This window comes from Micromonospora sp. WMMD975 (assembly GCF_029581215.1).
In the GTDB taxonomy this organism is placed as follows: domain Bacteria; phylum Actinomycetota; class Actinomycetes; order Mycobacteriales; family Micromonosporaceae; genus Micromonospora.
Genome location: NZ_CP120739.1, coordinates 908418 through 924347 on the forward strand (window position 1 = coordinate 908418; position 15930 = coordinate 924347).

11 protein-coding genes are annotated in these 15930 nt (G+C 72.4%); 2 read left to right on the forward strand and 9 right to left on the reverse strand.

Translation table 11 applies throughout. The features are described 5' to 3' along the window. Positions 1–6 precede the first annotated feature (6 nt). The 9 genes from O7613_RS04165 to O7613_RS04205 all read right to left on the reverse strand — a co-directional run bounded on the left by O7613_RS04165 (position 7) and on the right by O7613_RS04205 (position 14345). Positions 7–2838: a hypothetical protein gene (locus tag O7613_RS04165; RefSeq protein ID WP_282292193.1), complete on the reverse strand. Its 2832-nt coding sequence runs from the start codon at positions 2836–2838 to the stop codon at positions 7–9. A 7-nt stretch (positions 2839–2845) separates the two neighbouring features. After that, positions 2846–4198 (reverse strand): type VII secretion protein EccB, encoded by a 1353-nt coding sequence (gene eccB / locus O7613_RS04170; RefSeq protein ID WP_282292195.1) that lies wholly within the window; start codon positions 4196–4198, stop codon positions 2846–2848. 6 nt (positions 4199–4204) lie between these two features. Beyond that, on the reverse strand, positions 4205–5614 hold the full coding sequence (eccD, locus tag O7613_RS04175) for a type VII secretion integral membrane protein EccD (RefSeq protein ID WP_282292197.1): 1410 nt from the start codon (positions 5612–5614) through the stop codon (positions 4205–4207). A gap of 13 nt (positions 5615–5627) precedes the next feature. Next, the gene (gene eccCa, locus O7613_RS04180) at positions 5628–9584 is read right to left on the reverse strand and encodes a type VII secretion protein EccCa (protein ID WP_282292199.1); all 3957 of its coding nucleotides are present in this window, start codon (positions 9582–9584) and stop codon (positions 5628–5630) included. A 19-nt stretch (positions 9585–9603) separates the two neighbouring features. After that, positions 9604–9951 carry a hypothetical protein gene (locus O7613_RS04185; protein WP_282292201.1) on the reverse strand — a complete coding sequence of 116 codons (348 nt, stop codon included), beginning with the start codon at positions 9949–9951 and terminating at the stop codon, positions 9604–9606. Beyond that, on the reverse strand, positions 9944–12667 hold the full coding sequence (locus O7613_RS04190) for a hypothetical protein (RefSeq protein ID WP_282292202.1): 2724 nt from the start codon (positions 12665–12667) through the stop codon (positions 9944–9946). The genes O7613_RS04185 and O7613_RS04190 overlap by 8 nt, the downstream gene beginning before the upstream one ends. A 12-nt stretch (positions 12668–12679) precedes the next feature. Next, positions 12680–13597: a hypothetical protein gene (locus O7613_RS04195; protein ID WP_282292204.1), complete on the reverse strand. Its 918-nt coding sequence runs from the start codon at positions 13595–13597 to the stop codon at positions 12680–12682. A 94-nt stretch (positions 13598–13691) separates the two neighbouring features. After that, positions 13692–13994, reverse strand: coding sequence for a WXG100 family type VII secretion target (locus tag O7613_RS04200; protein ID WP_281584108.1), 303 nt, complete (start codon positions 13992–13994; stop codon positions 13692–13694). Positions 13995–14024: 30 nt separating this feature from the next. Continuing rightward, positions 14025–14345 carry a WXG100 family type VII secretion target gene (locus O7613_RS04205; RefSeq protein ID WP_348651289.1) on the reverse strand — a complete coding sequence of 107 codons (321 nt, stop codon included), beginning with the start codon at positions 14343–14345 and terminating at the stop codon, positions 14025–14027. A 303-nt stretch (positions 14346–14648) separates the two neighbouring features. On the opposite strand from O7613_RS04205, the gene O7613_RS04210 reads away from it, so the two are divergent. Then, the gene (locus O7613_RS04210; RefSeq protein WP_281584107.1) at positions 14649–15068 is read left to right on the forward strand and encodes a YbaB/EbfC family nucleoid-associated protein; all 420 of its coding nucleotides are present in this window, start codon (positions 14649–14651) and stop codon (positions 15066–15068) included. Further along, complete coding sequence (locus O7613_RS04215) at positions 15065–15922, forward strand: hypothetical protein (RefSeq protein ID WP_282292207.1); 858 nt, start codon at positions 15065–15067, stop codon at positions 15920–15922. Before O7613_RS04210 ends, O7613_RS04215 begins: the two co-directional genes overlap by 4 nt. Positions 15923–15930 lie beyond the last annotated feature (8 nt).

A 15930-nucleotide genomic window follows, 5' to 3' on the forward strand; every position in this document is an offset into this window, starting at 1 on the left:
GCGGAATCACCCCTTCTTCCCGGCCGGCGGGCCGACGAGGCCGGGCAGCGTGCCGAACCGACCGGCCGAGGCGACACCGATCCGCTTGCGGGGGTCCGCGCCGGCCCACCTGTCGACGCTGCGACGCAGGGACGTGACGGCCAGTTCGTCGAGCGACAACCGTTTCCGGTCGACCCGGCCGTCGTCGTCGATCTCGTTGGCGCCGATCTCGCGGAGCAGGATCGCACCGCGACGCCCACCGTCCGGTTCCGTCGCCTCCAGGATCTTGAAGTGGGTACCCGGCAGGAACACCACCCGGTCCTCGACGCGCTCGTCCCCCTCCGGCTCCAGCAGGGCGGTCCGGCGGGCGGTCATCGACCAGATCAGCACGTCGGTGTCGCCGTCCTGACCGGCGCAGGGCGCGGTCAGCACGGCGACGAAACTCCAGTCGGTGACCAGCCGCCGCCCCCGGTACAGGTCCCACTCGTCCGCGGTCGGCGAGGTACGCACGATGGTGCTTCCCCGGTACGACGGCAGCCGGGAGAGGCCGGAGACCGCGCAACGGGCGAGCGGAACGTGTGGACCGATCGCACCCGACCGCAGGCCGGCGTCGATGCCGGCACCCCGCCGGGTCAGGAACAGCCGGGTCGCCACCGAGTCGACCAGGATGTCGTCCGCGCTGCTGTCACCGCCGGCCTTCATGCCCGGGTGTTCCGACATGATCCGGGAGACCGAGCTGGCCATGGCGTCGAAGTCCCGGCTCAGGGACCGGCGCAGCCAGGCCCGCTCCTCGGCCAGCCCGTGCACCGGAAGCAGGGCGGCGGCGTCCGGGCGCACCACCGGCTGGAGCCGGGCACCGGGCCTCGGGCTGTCCGCCGCCGGTTCGGTCGCGCGGACGGACGTCGTCGACAGGTCCCCGCCCGCCGTTCCCGCGGGCACGTTCCCGCCTGCCGGCCCTGCGGGCACGTTCCCGCCTGCCGGCCCCACCGGCACGTCCCCGCCCGCCGGCTCCGACACCGGCGCGGGCACGACGGCCGGGGTGGAAACGGGTGGCGCGGGCACGGGCCGCGCGGGCACGGGTGGCGTGGTGGGCGGAGACGGCGGCAGCGCCGTACCGGCCGTCGCCGTCGCTCCCGGCAGGCCCGGCGAACCGACCGGGGCGGGGCCGTCGATCGTGGACTCGGTCGGGATCTCGACCGGCGCCGGCGGAGCCACGGGAGCGGACGGAGCCACGGGGACCACGGGCTGAGCCACCGGCGCGGGCTGAGCCACCGGCTCGGGCGGAGCCGCCGAAACGGGCGGAACCGGCGGGGCGGCCAGGACCGCAGGAGCGGGCCGGATCACCGGAGCTGGCGGAAGCGACGGGGTGGACCGGACGGTAGGAGCGGGCGGGAGCGCCGAGGTGGAGACGGTCACCTGGATGGCGGGTGCCGCAGGCGGGGCCGGGGACAACGCGATCGGCTCGGGGATGCCCGTGATGCCGACGGTCGGGATCTCCGCCGCCACCTCGGGGGCGGGCGCGGCGCCGGCCGCCGGCGCGGGCGGCGTCGACGGCGACGCCGAGGTCAGGGTCGCCGCCGCGTGGCCGCCCGGCTTCTGCCCCGGCACCAACACCGATGCCGGGAACAGCGCGTGCGGCTGCCCCATCGCCCGGTCGATCCGGGCCGCCAGATCGTCGGCGAGTTCCCGCATCCGCGCCGTCCGCTTCGACTCGGTGTCGTCGAAGATCATGGTGATGCCCTCGGGGTCGAGCGGCGTCGCCCGGACCCGTTCCGCGTTGCCCGGCTCGTCCGCCGGACGGATCCAGAGCCCGGCCTCGATCACCTCGACCACCGCGTCCGGGGCGTACCAGTAGACCCGGGGTGCGATCTCCTCGGTCCACCGCAGCGGCCCCCGGTGGCTGAGCAGCAGCGGCCGGCGGGCCAACGAGTTGGGGTGGGCCCGGGGTGAGTAGCCGAGTTCCTGGGCGAACGGCGGCCAGCCCAGCACGCCGTCGGCGCGTACCGTCCGGATCTCGAATTTGCCCGGTGCGCCGATCGGGACCCCCGGGTAGCAGACGACCTTCGCGCCGAGCTGGTCGGCGAGCGTCTGACCGAACGACTCACCCTCCGGCATGCGTACCTCGCCGTACTGCACGAACCGGGTCCGCAGCCGGTTGTCCGGATCCAGGTCCCGCCAGAACCGGACCACGTCGTCGAGCGAGAGCGGCTCGGTGCCCGGGCAGCCGAGCAGGACTGTCATCGTGTCCGGCTGGCACGGCAGGTCGGCGACGAGGCGACCACGGTGCTCGGCGACGACCTCCGGCGCCCGTACGTCGTGGATCCACACCCCACCGGGCAGGGGCTCGATCTCGCCGGTGGAGCTGGAGGCCCGGCGTTCGGTCGCGGCCGTGTCCCAGACCGGCGTCGGATACCGCTTGGCGTCCCAGGCCGGCGCCTTGCCGGGCCGGAACCGCACCCAGCCGCTGCCCGGCTTCGAGTGCACGAAGAGCGCCCCGGCCGACCCGCGGACCAGATCGCCGTCGGGCGCGATGACCGTCCGGTTCAGCCGCTCCGACAGCCACTGCCCGGCCATCGCCGCCGTGTCGTTGCGCTGCCCGCAGGCGACCAGCCGGATGCCGCGACGGCGGCGCGGCAGGACACCCGCCATCGACTCCCAGGAGCCGATCGGGATGCCGCTGCCCAGATCGAGTACGACCAGGTCGTTCTCGCCGTCCGCGACCACGGAGAGCGCGAGCGACTGTGCCTCGCCGCTGATCTCGTCCGGGTGGTGCAGGACGAGCGCGTTGCCGACCGTGTGCTGCACCACGTCGCCGGGCGTGCTCCGCCCGCCGCGCAGCAGATTCCGGATGGATGTCATGGACGCGCTACCCCCTAGCAGGACCGTTGACGGCCTTACGGCTGAGCGTCGGGCCCTGCGGCATCGCCGCCAGCAGGCCCTTCGGGAACGGGACGACAGCCGATGAGGCGAGTTTCAGGGAGGCGACGGCATCCGCGTCGGCGAGCCGGTACGCGATGCCCTCGTCCGAGATCAACACCGTCTCGGCGACGGGACGCGCCTTGGGTATCGGCGTCACCGTCATGCCGGACCCCGGTTCGGCCACCACCATGGGTGTGCCGTCGTCGAAGATCCCCGCGACGTACCGCTCGGCGAATACGATCTCGCTGGTCACCGTCTCGTTGAACGGCCGTTGCCGCAGGCAGAGCACCTCGCGGCCGGGGTCGTGCCAGTGGTGTCCGGTCAGGTCGGGCAGCCGGTCGGCGAGCGTACGGTCGCGGGACCGTGGCGCGCCCGCGACGTCTGCCGCGTCCAGGGTCACCGGCGCGTCGCCGCCGCGCACCGTGGCGAGGACGAACTCCATCCGGTTGACGGGCGCCAACCCGTCCGGGCGGAGCACGAAGAGCTGCTCCGCCCCGGCGGCCGGCTGCTGCCGGAAGAGCGTGCCCACCGGGCGGACCCGCCCGGCGACCCGGGGTCCAGGTGTGCCCGCGTCGGGGATCCGGGCCGCGCCGAGCGTGGCGCCGGTCGGCAACTCGTCCAGCCAGGCGGCCGGGGCGAACGCCACCCGCGCGTTCGCGGCGCCGAGGGCGACAAGCACCGACTCGTCCGCCACCGGGAACTTGAACGGCCCGGCGAGCACGTACGTGACCCGGTCCGGTCCGCGTACCACCGCGAAGGTGTCGTCGGTCAACGGCGTGGCGGGGGCGCGCGGGTCGAGGTTCATGCCGAGCTTCGCGCCGGGCCGGTCCACCACCGACCCCGGCAGGCAGGCCAACCACGGACCCCGGACCAGCGCGTCGACGCCGGGAACGGACTGCGGCGCGTCGGCGATGCCGATCTCCGGACCGCGCGGCAGGTCCTTGAGCGAGTTGCGCGAGATGAGCTTCACCGCGGCGGACGGACCCTGCAACAGCATCGCGGAGGTCAGGTTCGGCGTCGGGTAGAGCACGCCGTCGCGGTAGACGTACCGCACGCCGGACTCCTTCTCCACCAGGATCGCCCCGGCCTGCCCGTACGCCCGGCTGCCGCCGGGCACGATCCAGCCGTAGACGGCGAACCCGCCGCCGACCAGGAGCACCACGATGATCCCGATCAGCAGGCCGGTCAGCGCCCGCTGCCCGGGGATCTGCGCGCTCGTCGGCTCACCCTGGACGAGCGCCGAACTCAGTCGCCCGGTCATGAAGCTGTGGGCGTGCACGTGGTCGCGTTGGGTCTGCACGGCGGGCTACCCGAAGAGTCCGCGGGCCCAGGCGTAGATGCCGAGGACCTGCGCCAGGATCGGCAGCACGGCCACGCCCGTCGCGACGTCGAAGAAGGTCGCCGTGTACTCCCAGAACGGCAGCATCCGCCGTGGCCAGGGCCGCAGCGCCGCCAGCACCAGCGGCACCAGCAGCCCGACAAGCGTGCTGAGCAACACCCATCGCCAGGCGGGCGACAGCATGTCGGCGAGCTTCGTGATCACCATGAGGTAGCCGACGGTACCGGCGACGACGAGCGGGCAGCGCTGCCAGAGACCGAGAAAGGTACGCGAGCGCAACAGGATTGCACTGGCGACCACCAGCACGAAGCTCCACCCCGCCCAGCCGCGGACACCCATCGTGAGGTGGAACAGCGCCGGCAGCACGAGCGCCGCCGTCACCATCGCGCCGGTCAGGTAGGTGTCCGCGTCGTCGGTCCGCCGGTGGACCTGGTCGGAGGCGGCGGGCTCGATGTCGTACGACATGTCCTCGCTGGTCTTGGGCAGTTGCGGACCGCGCAGCCGGGAGAGCTTCACCGCCATGCGGGGGGCCAGCACGATCACCACGAAGATCAGCAGGATGGCGACGGCGGCGACCCGTCGCATGCTCATCCCGCTGCCGTCGCGCATCAGCAGCATCACCGCGGTGACCAGGCCGGTCAGCCCGGCCACCAGCAGCGGCGGCAGCGGCAGGTGGGGCGCGACGGTCCGGTGCGCGAGCAACAGGAGCGCGGCGACGGCGAGGACGGCGACGGCGGCGGCGAGGACGGCCGCGCCGGTCACCGCGATGCGCTCCGGATCGCCGTCGACCGCGCTCGCGGCGGCGACCGCCGCGAAACCGGCCGCTCCGCCGCCGAAGAGCAGCGAGAACGCGCCGTCGGTCAGTCGGCGGCCACAGAACAGCGCCGCGCCCAGGAGCGCGCCGGCCAGCACAGCGCCGGCCACGACCTGCGGCAGGGCCGGACCGTGCGCGGTGAGCACGGCGGCGACGGCACCCATGAGGACCACCGACAGCAGGAGGAACAGGACCCGGCGGTACTCGGGCTGCCAGCGGTCGGTGCGCCGGTTGACGGCGGTGGCGATGCCGTCGGCGAGGTCGTCGAAGTCCAGTTCCGGCAGCGGGTCCTCAGCCGGGCGGAGGTGCAGTTCCTCCCCTTCGAGCCAGTCCAGGCTCTCCGGGGTGCCGGACAGCTCGAACGGGACCTGGCCGAGGCGCTGCAACACCCACGCCCCGTCGCCGACGCCCGCGTCGGGGTGCTGGGTGCTCTCCGTGGTCTGTTGCACCAACAGCGGCAACAGGGTGGCCACCGTGGTGGTCGCCGGGACCGCCAGGTCGACCTTGCGGGCCGGACCGACCACGGTGACCCGGCAGAGTTCGGCACTGAGCGTGGCGCTCACTGTGGTCCCTTCCTCATGAGACGTGTCCGGTCTGGATCAGCTTCACGCTGCGCCGGGTGACGAGCTGGGCGCGGCCGGGCGGCAGCCTGCGGGGCGCCGCCTCGCCGAGGAACTTGCCCTCTTCCTTCGGGTACGACAGCAGCGTGGCCGGGGTGCCGAGTTCCCACATCCGGCGCAGGACCGGATCCATCATGGCCCGCATGGCGCCCGAGGTGCTGCGCGCGATGATCACGTGCAGTCCGATGGAGACGCCCTGGGCCAGCAGCGGCAACACCGGGTCGAGCGCGGAGCCCACGCCGGCCGAGCGGGTCATCAGGTCGTAGTCGTCGACGATGACGAACAGCTCCGGCCCCTCCCACCAGTCGCGCCGGCGCATCCGCTCGGAGGAGATCTCCGGCCCGGGCACGCGACGGTTCATCGAGACGCTTGTCTGCCCGGCCAACTCGTGCAGCCGGTCGCCGGTGAAGCCGAACCCGACCTGGTAGTCGGCGGTGATCGCGGTGTCGAGGTCACGCCGCGAGTCACCGAGGACGACCTTCGCCTGATCCGGCGTGTAGTGCTGCTGGATCGCCCGCAGCACCAGCCGGAGCAGGTTCGACTTGCCGGTCTCGTTGTCGCCGAGGACCAGCAGGTGCGGGGTGGTCAGGAAGTCGTGCCACACCGGGGCCAACCGCTGTTCGTCGCGGCCCAGGCACACCTTGAAGGCCGGTTCCGGCACCGGCAGGCTCTCCACCGGCAGGTGGGTGGGAAGCATCCGGACGCTCGGCGCCGGCGGGCCGCTCCAGAACGTGCTGATCTCCTCGACCGTCGACTTGGTCGCCTCGGCGAGGTCGTCGACGGACGAGTTGCCGTCCATCCGGGGGAGCGCCCCGAGGAAGTGCAGGCCGCCGCTGGTCAGGCCCCGGCCCGGCTGGTGCGGCACGGTGGCCGCCTTGCGCGAGCCCACGTCGGACTCCATCGAGTCCGCGAGCCGCAGCTCCAGCCGGGTGCCGAGCAGGTCCCGCAGCCAGGTACGCATCTCCGACCAGCGGGTGGTGGAGACGATCACGTGGATGCCGAACGACAGCCCCCGGGAGACCAGCTCCTGGAAGCGCGTCTCCAGGTCGCTGAAGTCCTGCTTCATCGTGTACCAGCCGTCGACGACCAGGAACACGTGCCCGTACGCGTCGGTGATCTCGCCCCGGGCCCGGGCCGCCAGGTAGGCGCCGATCGAGTCGAGGCCACGGTTGGCGAACTCGTGCTCGCGACGCTCCATCACCTGCCAGATCTCCTCGATGGTCCGGACCACCCGGTCGCGTTCCATCCGGGTCGCGATGGAGCCGATGTGCGGCAGCCCGGCGATCGAGGCGAGCCCGCCGCCGCCGAAGTCGAGCCCGTAGAACTGCACCTCCTGCGGGGTGTTGGTGAGCGCCAGCCCGAGGATCAGGCTGCGCAGCAACGCCGACTTGCCGCTCTGCGGGGCACCGGCGATGCCGACGTGCCCGTCCGCTCCGCCGAGGTCGATGGTGAGCAGTTCGCGGAGCTGGTCGGCGGGCCGGTCGACGACGCCGACCGGCACCCGGAGGCGGCCCTGCGCGCCCGGGTCGTCCACCGTCATCCCGCGCAGCGGATCCGGCACGACGCTCGGCAGCAGCGTGTCCAGGCTGGGCGCGGTCGACAGCGGCGGCAGCCACACCTGGCGGGCCGGCGGTCCGGTGCCGGCGATCCGGTTGAGCAGCACCTCGACCAGGCTCGGCCCGGCAGTGCTCTCGGTCTCCTCCGGCTCGCTCTCCTCGACCGGGTCGGCGGTCCGGACCCGGCCCGGGTCGTGCCGGACCGCGACCTGGCCGGTGGTGAACGGGACGACCTCGGCGGTGATCCGTTCGTCCTCGTCGGTCGAGCTGGACAGCCCGCTGCCCCGGTACGGCCCGGACACGTAGGCCGACTTGAAGCGGACCAGATTCGTGGTGTCGATCTTCAGGTAGCCGTTGCCCGGCTCGGGCGGCAGCTCGTACGCCTTGCCGACGCCGATCACCGACCGGGACTCCATGCTGGAGAAGGTCCGCAGCGCGAGCCGGTACGACAGGTGGCCCTCGACCCGGTTGATCCGGCCCTCGTCCAGCCGCTGCGAGGCGAGCAGCAGGTGCACGCCGAGCGACCGGCCGAGCCGGCCGATCGAGACGAACAGGTCCATGAACTCGCTCTTGCTGGAGAGCAGCTCGCTGAACTCGTCCACGATGATCAGCAGGACCGGGAACGGCATCAACTGGGCACCGGCGGCGCGGGCCTTCTCGTAGTCGAACAGTGAGGCGTACCCGCTGGCCCGCAGCACCTCCTGGCGGCGGGTCATCTCCCCGTTGAGCGCGTCCTGCATGCGGTCCACCAGCGGCAGCTCGTCGGCGAGGTTGGTGATCACGGCCGAGGTGTGCGGCAGCTTCTCCATGCCGAGGAAGGTCGCCCCGCCCTTGAAGTCCACGAGCACCAGGTTGAGGATCTCCGAGGAGTGCGTGGCGGCCAGCGCGCAGACCAGCGTCCGCAGCAGCTCGCTCTTGCCCGATCCGGTCGCGCCGATGAGTAGCCCGTGCGGTCCCATCCCGCCCTGCGCGGACTCCTTCAGGTCCAACCCGATGACCTCGCCGCCCTCGGTGACACCGATCGGGACGGTGAGGCGGTTGCGCTGCGGCGCGCGGGTCCGCCACAGCGCCGCGACGTCGAAGGTGTGCGCGTCGCGGATGCCGAGCAGCGTGGTCAACTCGAAGTCGCTCTCCAGCGGCTCCTCGACCACGTCGAGGGTGCCACTCGTCCGCTTGGGGGCGATGATCCGGGCCAGCGCCTCGCACTCGGTGGCGCCGAGCCCGTCGCGCGCCGCCGAGCCGGTGGTCTCCCCGGCGGGGAACGTCACCTGTTCCCCGTCCAGGGTCAACCGCAGCACCTTGGGTCCGCCCGGCATCCGGCCGGTCAGGTCGAGCATCACGACGTTGCGGATGCCCGCGCCGAGCAGCCGCGAGCTGTCCGGCAGGTCGGCCAGGTGCGCGATGATCACCACGAACGGCTCGGTGGACGAGGGCCGGGACTCCCGGTCGTGATCGCCCCGGTCGGAGATCTCCGCGCCGAGCAGGTCCATCAGTTCCTCGTGGCCGCCGGCGAACATCCGTACCGGGCCGGCCGCGTCGAACGCGGTCGGGTGGGCGTTGTGCGGCAGCCACTTGATCCAGTTCCACGGGCCCCGGTGGACCTCCGGCGCCAGCACCGCCACCCGCAGCTCGTCCGGCGCGTGCAGGGTGACGAGCGCGGCCACCATCGCCCGGACCAGGTCGACGGCCGCGTCGGCTTCCCCCTCGAACTCGACGCTCGTGAAGCTGCGCAGGCCCACCGAGGTGGGTACGCCGGAGACCGTCCGGTACGCCTCGGAGAAACGCCGCAACGAGATGGAGGCGAGCGGTTCGAGGTCCTCGATCGGCTTGGTCTGCGGAGGAAGGAACCGCAGCATGGCGTTCTGCCGGCCGAGCCCGATCCGCACCCGCGCGAAGTCGTCGTGGCTGGGTCGCCGCTCCCACAGCCGGCTGCTCATCGCCACCGACCAGAGCCAGTCCGGCTGCGGGTTGTTCCAGATCACCGCCGCCCGCTGCTGCTCGGCGGCCTTGCGCGCCTGGCGGCGCAACTGGGCGATGTACCGCAGGAAGTCGCGGCGTTCCCCGCGCATCTGGCGCTTGCGCTCGGCCGCCGCCCGGCCGACCTGCATCACGCCCATGACCAGCATGCCGACGGCCATCGCGCCGCCCATCACGTACAACACCGGGGCCCGGCTGTAGAGGCCGAACATGGCCATCATCGCGCCCATGCCGAGCCCCATCGGCACGATCATGGCGAACGAGCGGAAGTCGAGTGGCGCCTCCTCCGCCATCAGTGGCGGTTCCTGCAACTCCACCTCCCCGTCCGGGGTTTCCGGCCCGGACGCGCGGGGCGGGCGTTTGACCGTGACCGTGCTCATGTCGGCATCCCGTCGTGGCTCATCCGAGCACCCCCGTGCCAGCCCCGCCGCCGCCCCAGGCCGAGTCGTCCTGCCGGAGCAGCTTGACCGCGTACCGGTCCTTGCGGAGCCGTTCGGCGGCGAGGAAGTCGTCGTCCTCGTCGGCCGGCTTCGGCCGGCGACGCTTGCCGGCCTTGCGCGCCTCGGCCTCCGCCCGCTCGCGGGCCGCCTCGTCCATGGCCCGCTGCTTCTCCCGCATCAGGTCGAGGCGTTGGGCGGCGGTGTACTCCGGGCCGCCGCACATCGCCGGCCGGGTGCCGCCGGGCGACGCCACCGGCCGTTCCCGCTTCCACGCCTTGAAGGGCGTCGGTTCGAGCTGGTCAGCCATCGCTCGTCCGTTCCGTACGCTCGACGTCGCCGTGCAGCCACCACGCGTCCCCGTAGTCGTCCCAGGCCGACGTCTCGGCGTCCGCTCCGGCGGGCCGCACGATCACCACCCGGTCCTCGTCCGCCGGAGGCTCGGCCCCGGTCCAGGTGGGTTCCTCCTCGCGGAGCAGCCCGACCGCGTCCGGGCGGTCGGCCGGCGTCCGGTCGTCGTCCCCCGGGCCGCCGAAAACCGGGAGGGGTACGGCCGGGACGGCGGCGACCGGACCCACCGGGGCGTCGGCCCCGACGACGGGTACGGCGAGAGCGTCCTCCGACCGCCACTCCGGCCCGGGGACCACGTCCGGGTCGTCGGCCTCGGGCCGCGGCGCGGGTCCCCGGTCCCGTCCGCCGGGCGGGGTCGGCCCGGACGGGAACGGCGTCCTCGGGGTACGCGTCGCGGCCGGCGCGGTGGACGCCGGCACGATGACCGGCACCGGCACGACGGCCGGCACCTGTGGTTCGCCGAGCCTCAGACCGGCGCCCCCGGCGGCGGCACCGTCGGGAGCGGACGGCGGACCGACCTCGTCCGTGGGTGGCGTCCAGTCGTCCGGGTCGCCGTCGACGAGTCCGCCCGCATCCGGGCGGTCCGGCGTCCCGCCGCCGCCCGCACCCGGGGTGCCGGGTGAGCCGGGCGAACCGGGCATCGGCGGCGCCACCGGCACCCCGCCCGGTCCCGCCGCGCCCGGCGGCTGCCCGACCGGCGGCGCCCCGACCGGCGGCTGTTCCACCTGCGGATCCCGCAGCCCGGCGCCGCCGGCGGCGGCGCCGCCGGGAGCGGACGGCAGGCCGACCTCGTCCGTGGGTGGGGTCCAGTCGCTCGGATCGCCGTCGACGAGTCCGCCCGCATCCGGGCGGTCCGGCGTCCCGCCGCCGCCCGCACCGGGAGAACCCGGTGAACCGGGTGAGCCGGGCATCGGCGGTGCCACCGGCACCCCACCCGGTCCCACCGCGGCCGGCGGCTGACTGATCCCGGGTTCCCTGATGCCGCCGGGGCTGGCGCCGCCGGGGGCGGACGGGTCGACCGGCGGGGGGACGACCGGGGTCCAGTCGTCCTGGTCGCCTTCGACAAGTCCGGCGGCGTCGGGACGTTCCGCCGCCGATCCGCCACCCTGCCCGGCGCCGGGGGAGCCGGGTGTCCCCGGCATGGGTCCCATCGGCGCGCCTGGCGGCGGACTACCGACGGGCAGGCCGGGAGGCGCCTGACCGACGGGCGGCGGGTTGACCCCGCCCGGCGGGTTGACCCCGCCGGGCAGGCCGCCGCCGCCGGGTGCGCCCGGCAGGTCCACACCGCCGGGGGCGTTCGGTGGGGCGTGGAGAGCGGGTGGGACGACCGGCTTGTTGTTGCCGTTGCCCGTGGTCCCGCCGGGGTTGGTCGGTGGGGCGCTGACCGCTGGCGGGACGACCGGCTTGATGTTGCCGCCACCGGGGTTGGTCGGCGGGGTGTGGAGAGCGGGTGGGACCACCGGCTTGTTGTTGCCGTTGCCCTGGTTGCCGCCGCCCGGCGGAGCCGGCACCACGGGCGGGACGACTCCGCCCGGTCCACCGCCACCCGGCCCGCCGCCGAGGCCCGGTGGATTGCTGACACCCGGTGGATCGGCGATGCGACTGTTGAATTCCGGGTCGTTGAGGCCGGGCAGGCCATCGGGTGGATTCGAGGCGACGGGAGGGGCGAGGGCCGGGCCGTCGGGTCCGGATCCCGGCGGCTCGACGCCCGGGCCGCCGGGCGGATCCACGTCGGGGATCTCGGCCGTGGAAAGGTCGGGCGGATCGGCGACGGGCGGCGGCTCCACGCCCGTCGGAGGCGGCAACTCGGTCGGCGGCGGTTCGTACGGTGGCGGCGTCGGCGGCAACTCGGTCGGCGGCGGCGTCGGTGGGTCGTACGGTGGCGGGTCCGGCGGGGCCGTGGGCGGATCGACGGGCGGTGGGGTCGGCGGGTCCGGCGGTGGGGTCGGCTCGGCCGGCGGCGTCGGCGGCTCGGGTCCGAGGCTGCCGTCGCCGTCGGGTCCGCTGACGGAGCCGTACCGCAGCCGCGCGTACTGCTTCGCCAGTGTTTGTGCGACCTGGAGCATCTGGTCCGTCATCGGCCGGGCGAACCGGGTCGAGCTGATCGCCACGTTGCCGCCGCCCGTGTGGTTGGCGCCGTCGGCGGCGGCGATCTGCGCCCAGGTCACGTCGAGGTAGTCGACCTGCTCCTGCGCCCACTTGAGGTAGCTGGCGTTCATCATCAACTGGTATGGCACGCTCGACGTCTCGGGCATGCCCGCGCCACCGAGCAACCGCTCGGCCTGGCTGCCCAGGTAGTCGCCGAGATAGTCCATCTTGGCCAGGAACGCCCGGGCCGCAGTGCCCTGCCAGGGCTTCTCCTCACCGGCGATGGCATGCGAGTGGACGCTGACGAACGTCTCCAGCCAGTGCAGCAGGTTGTACGCCTCCTGGAACGCGTTGGCGGCGTCGATCAGGCTCTGGTAGTTGACCAGGGTCGCGGCGTACTCCCGGCCGGCGTCGCTCTCGATCGCCGAGCCGCCCCTGATCGCGGCCTTGATCCGGCGCCACCCGGGCGGGTCCATCCGCGCCCAGGTCTCCAGGTCGTTGACGTCCTCGACCGAGGTGTTCGGCGGCGGAAAGGTCGCCGGCTTGTCGACGGAGTTGGTCCAGTCGTCCGAGTCGTTGTCTGCCATGCCCCGCGGTGCCTACTTCTCTCCGTCGCCCGAGCCGTCGCCGCTGCCCGAGCCGTCCCCGTCGCCGTCGCTGCCGCCCGAACCCGAGGAGTCGCCGCCGCCGAAGTCACCGATGTCGCCGATGTTCCCCCACGAATCACCCATGGCCTTGCTGAACTCCTCCTCGGTCATCGCGTTGAACTCGGCGGTCTTCTCCTCGAAGTCCTTGCCGGTACGCGCGTTGCCGTCCTCGGTCTTCTCATAGGAGTCCGCCATCGTGAGCAGGTCCTGGCGCAGGGTGTAGAGCGTCTGGTGGATCTTTTCCATCAGGCCCTGGGTGTCGCCGATCAGCCCGACGCCCTCGCCGCCACCGTGGATCTTGCGTCGCATCAGTTCGGCCACCGCGAACTTGCCGGGCAGCACGTCCAGGTCGCCGAGTTTGTCGCCCACCGTGAGCATGAGGCTGCCGCCCCTGCCGTTCGGGTTGTCGAACAGCTCGCCGATGGAGTTCGCGAAGTATCGGATGGCCTCGGTACTGACCTTCAGGTCGCCGTCCTTGTTGTCGCCCCCGGTGTACGCCTTGACGTCCGGCGTGTCGATCTTCCCGTCGATGTCGAGCTTGTCGGACTCCCCGAACTCGTCCCACTCGACGGAATCCTCGTCGGGGACGTCGTTGTCCTTGAAGTCCTTGACGACGTCGTCCCAGTTGTCGACGACCTCGTCCCGGTACCACTCGTAGGCGGCCCGCTCCTCCGCCGAGTAGTCCGACCAGTCGACGTGGTTGGTCCGGCTCGACATGATGTCCGACTGAACCCGGTCGATGATCGCCTGGATCCAACCGTCCGGATGTTCCTTCGAGAAACCGTCGATCTCACCGTTGTTGAACTTGTCCAGGATGCCGATGTAGTCGATGGCTTTCTCGTTGGGATAGCCGAAATCGATGGAAGCCATCCGTCACAACCTTTCCAGCGCGGCCGACTCGGAGGAGATGGTGCCCGGGGCGTGCCGGCTGCCGGGGGCACCAGACCCGGCAGCCGGCCGACGGTCAGCCGCCGCGGACGTCGTTCCAGATCTTGGAGTGCCGCTGCTCGGTGGTCCCGTAGTTGTCGGAGATCGTGAGCAGCGTCTGTCGGGCCCGCTCAAGGTGGACCGTCATCGCGCCGGCGGCGTTGCGCCACTCGGCCTTGGCCACGTAATAGGCGCTGCGCGCGTCACCGGTCCATTCCTGGAGACTCCGTTCGACGTTGCGTTCCATCTCGTCGAGCGCGCTCGAGATGCGGCCGTTGATCTGGTTCATGTCGTAGAGGGTGGCGTCGGCCTGGTTGAAGTCGAACCGGTAGTTGGACACCGAGGTTCCTTTCGCAGAGATGGTGACGGGTCAGACGCCGGGGAGCGCCGAACCGAACGACTGGGCGGTCTGCGACGCGTCGTCCTCGGCGGTCCGGTAGCCGGCGGTCGTGACGCCCATCACGTCCAGCATGTGCAGCAACTGGTTGATGACGGTCTGGAAGGACCGCTCCCAGTTGTCCATCGCCTGGTTGAAGTTGTTCGAGGCGGTACCGTGCCAACTCGCCTGGAGCGCGGCCATCTCCGAGTTGACGCTGCGGAGGTGACCGGTGAACTCCTGGGCCTTGTTGGCGAACTCGTTGGCCGCCGCCTGCATACCCGGGTCGGTGGTCTGCACCGTTGGCATGGTCACAACGACACTCCTTTCGTCGTACGTCGAGGGGTGACGACGTCGAACCAGATGTGCTCGGCGTCCGCCGTGCCGAAGATCCTGGTGATCGCCCCGGCGCGGCAAGCTCCGCGCGGGGCGCATGTCCGAATGACAGGCAACTCTGCCTACTTCACCCCGGTACGCCACACGCGCCGGGCCGGTAACGGGCCGTGGCCGTGCGGTAGGGAAAGAAGCCCTGCACGTTCGTGCCCGACAACCGCCGCGCCCCTTCCGGCGTCGGCACGGCCGCCATGTACTGGATCTCTCGCAGAAGGGGGCCGGCCGGTGAACGTGGACGATCGCGTCGAGGAGCTGTTCGCGGAGTACGCACGGCAGCGCAGCAGCCTGAGCGACCTTCAGGAACGGATGAGGAAGGTGCAGGGCTCCGCCACCTCGCCCCGACGCGAGGTGACCGTCACGGTCGGGCAGAACGGCGTACTGACCGAGATCGCCTTCCCGACCGGCGCGTACCGGCGGATGACCCCCACCGAGTTGCAGACCACCATCCTGCAGACCTTCGCCGAGGCGAAGGAGAAGGTGATGGAACAGGCGGCGGAGCTGATCGCGCCGCTGCTGCCACCGGGCATGGACGCGGCCAGGATGGTACGCGGTGAGGCCGGCCCCGACATGTACCTGCCGCCCGGCGGACCCCGGATGACGAGCGGTGTCCGCGCCCTGCTCGGCCTCAGCCCGGAACAGCCGTGAACCACCCGAACGGACCCCTCTGGGTCGATCCCGAAGGCGTCATCTCGGTCGGCGACACCTACCTCCAGCACATCGAGCGCTACGACGAGTGCCTCCGTCATCTGGGCCTGCTGCGGGCGCGGTACGCGCTCGCCTGGGGCGACGACGACATGGGCAACCAGTTCCAGAAGCGCTTCGACTCGACCATGGACGGCGTCGAGGGCAGCATCCTCGGCGTCCGGGGTTACCTGGAGTACGCGGTCGTCGGGCTGCGCGTCAGCGGCGAGGGCTATCGGCAGGCGGACGAGGACGCGGCCCAAGCCGGACGCAGGATCGCCGCTGATTTCACACCGCTCTCCGCGTCGTTCGCGGCCGGACCCGACGGGGACGCGCAGGACCCGGTTCCGCTCACTCCCGCACACGCGGTGGTGGCCTTCCGGGTCGAGGAGGAGCCCGCCGAGCTCACGCCGACCCGCAGCTTCGTGGCTTTCCGAGCCGAGGCCCCGGGCGACGGCGAGCCCGCCCAGCTCACCCCGCTGATCCCCGCGATCTCGGCGTTCCGGACGTACGACACCACCGGCCTGTTCGTCGACGGTGAACCGATTCCCCCGGGCTACCAGTTGCAGACGCTCACCACGTTCCCGGACGGCACCTCCCGGATCGACGCCAACTACTACGACTCGGTCATCCCGCTTGGTACCCGGCAGCCGACCACCGCCGACGGCCGGCCCGTCGACCCGAGTGGCGACCAGTTCTTCCTGGTCAAGCGGAAGGAGGACGCCGCTGTCGAACCCTCCGCGCCCGGCTACCGCCCGCTGCTGATCAGTTTCAAGCCGGACGGGTCAGCGACGCCGATGACCGTGGATCCCGGCTGACGCCGTAC

What these genes read in the sequence shown, in the direction of transcription:
- O7613_RS04165 (WP_282292193.1), bottom strand. Translation starts at nt 2,838, where the DNA reads ATGACATCCATCCGGAATCTGCTGCGCGGCGGGCGGAGCACGCCCGGC.
- eccCa (WP_282292199.1), bottom strand. Translation starts at nt 9,584, where the DNA reads ATGAGCACGGTCACGGTCAAACGCCCGCCCCGCGCGTCCGGGCCGGAA.
- O7613_RS04185 (WP_282292201.1), bottom strand. Translation starts at nt 9,951, where the DNA reads ATGGCTGACCAGCTCGAACCGACGCCCTTCAAGGCGTGGAAGCGGGAA.
- O7613_RS04190 (WP_282292202.1), bottom strand. Translation starts at nt 12,667, where the DNA reads ATGGCAGACAACGACTCGGACGACTGGACCAACTCCGTCGACAAGCCG.
- O7613_RS04195 (WP_282292204.1), bottom strand. Translation starts at nt 13,597, where the DNA reads ATGGCTTCCATCGATTTCGGCTATCCCAACGAGAAAGCCATCGACTAC.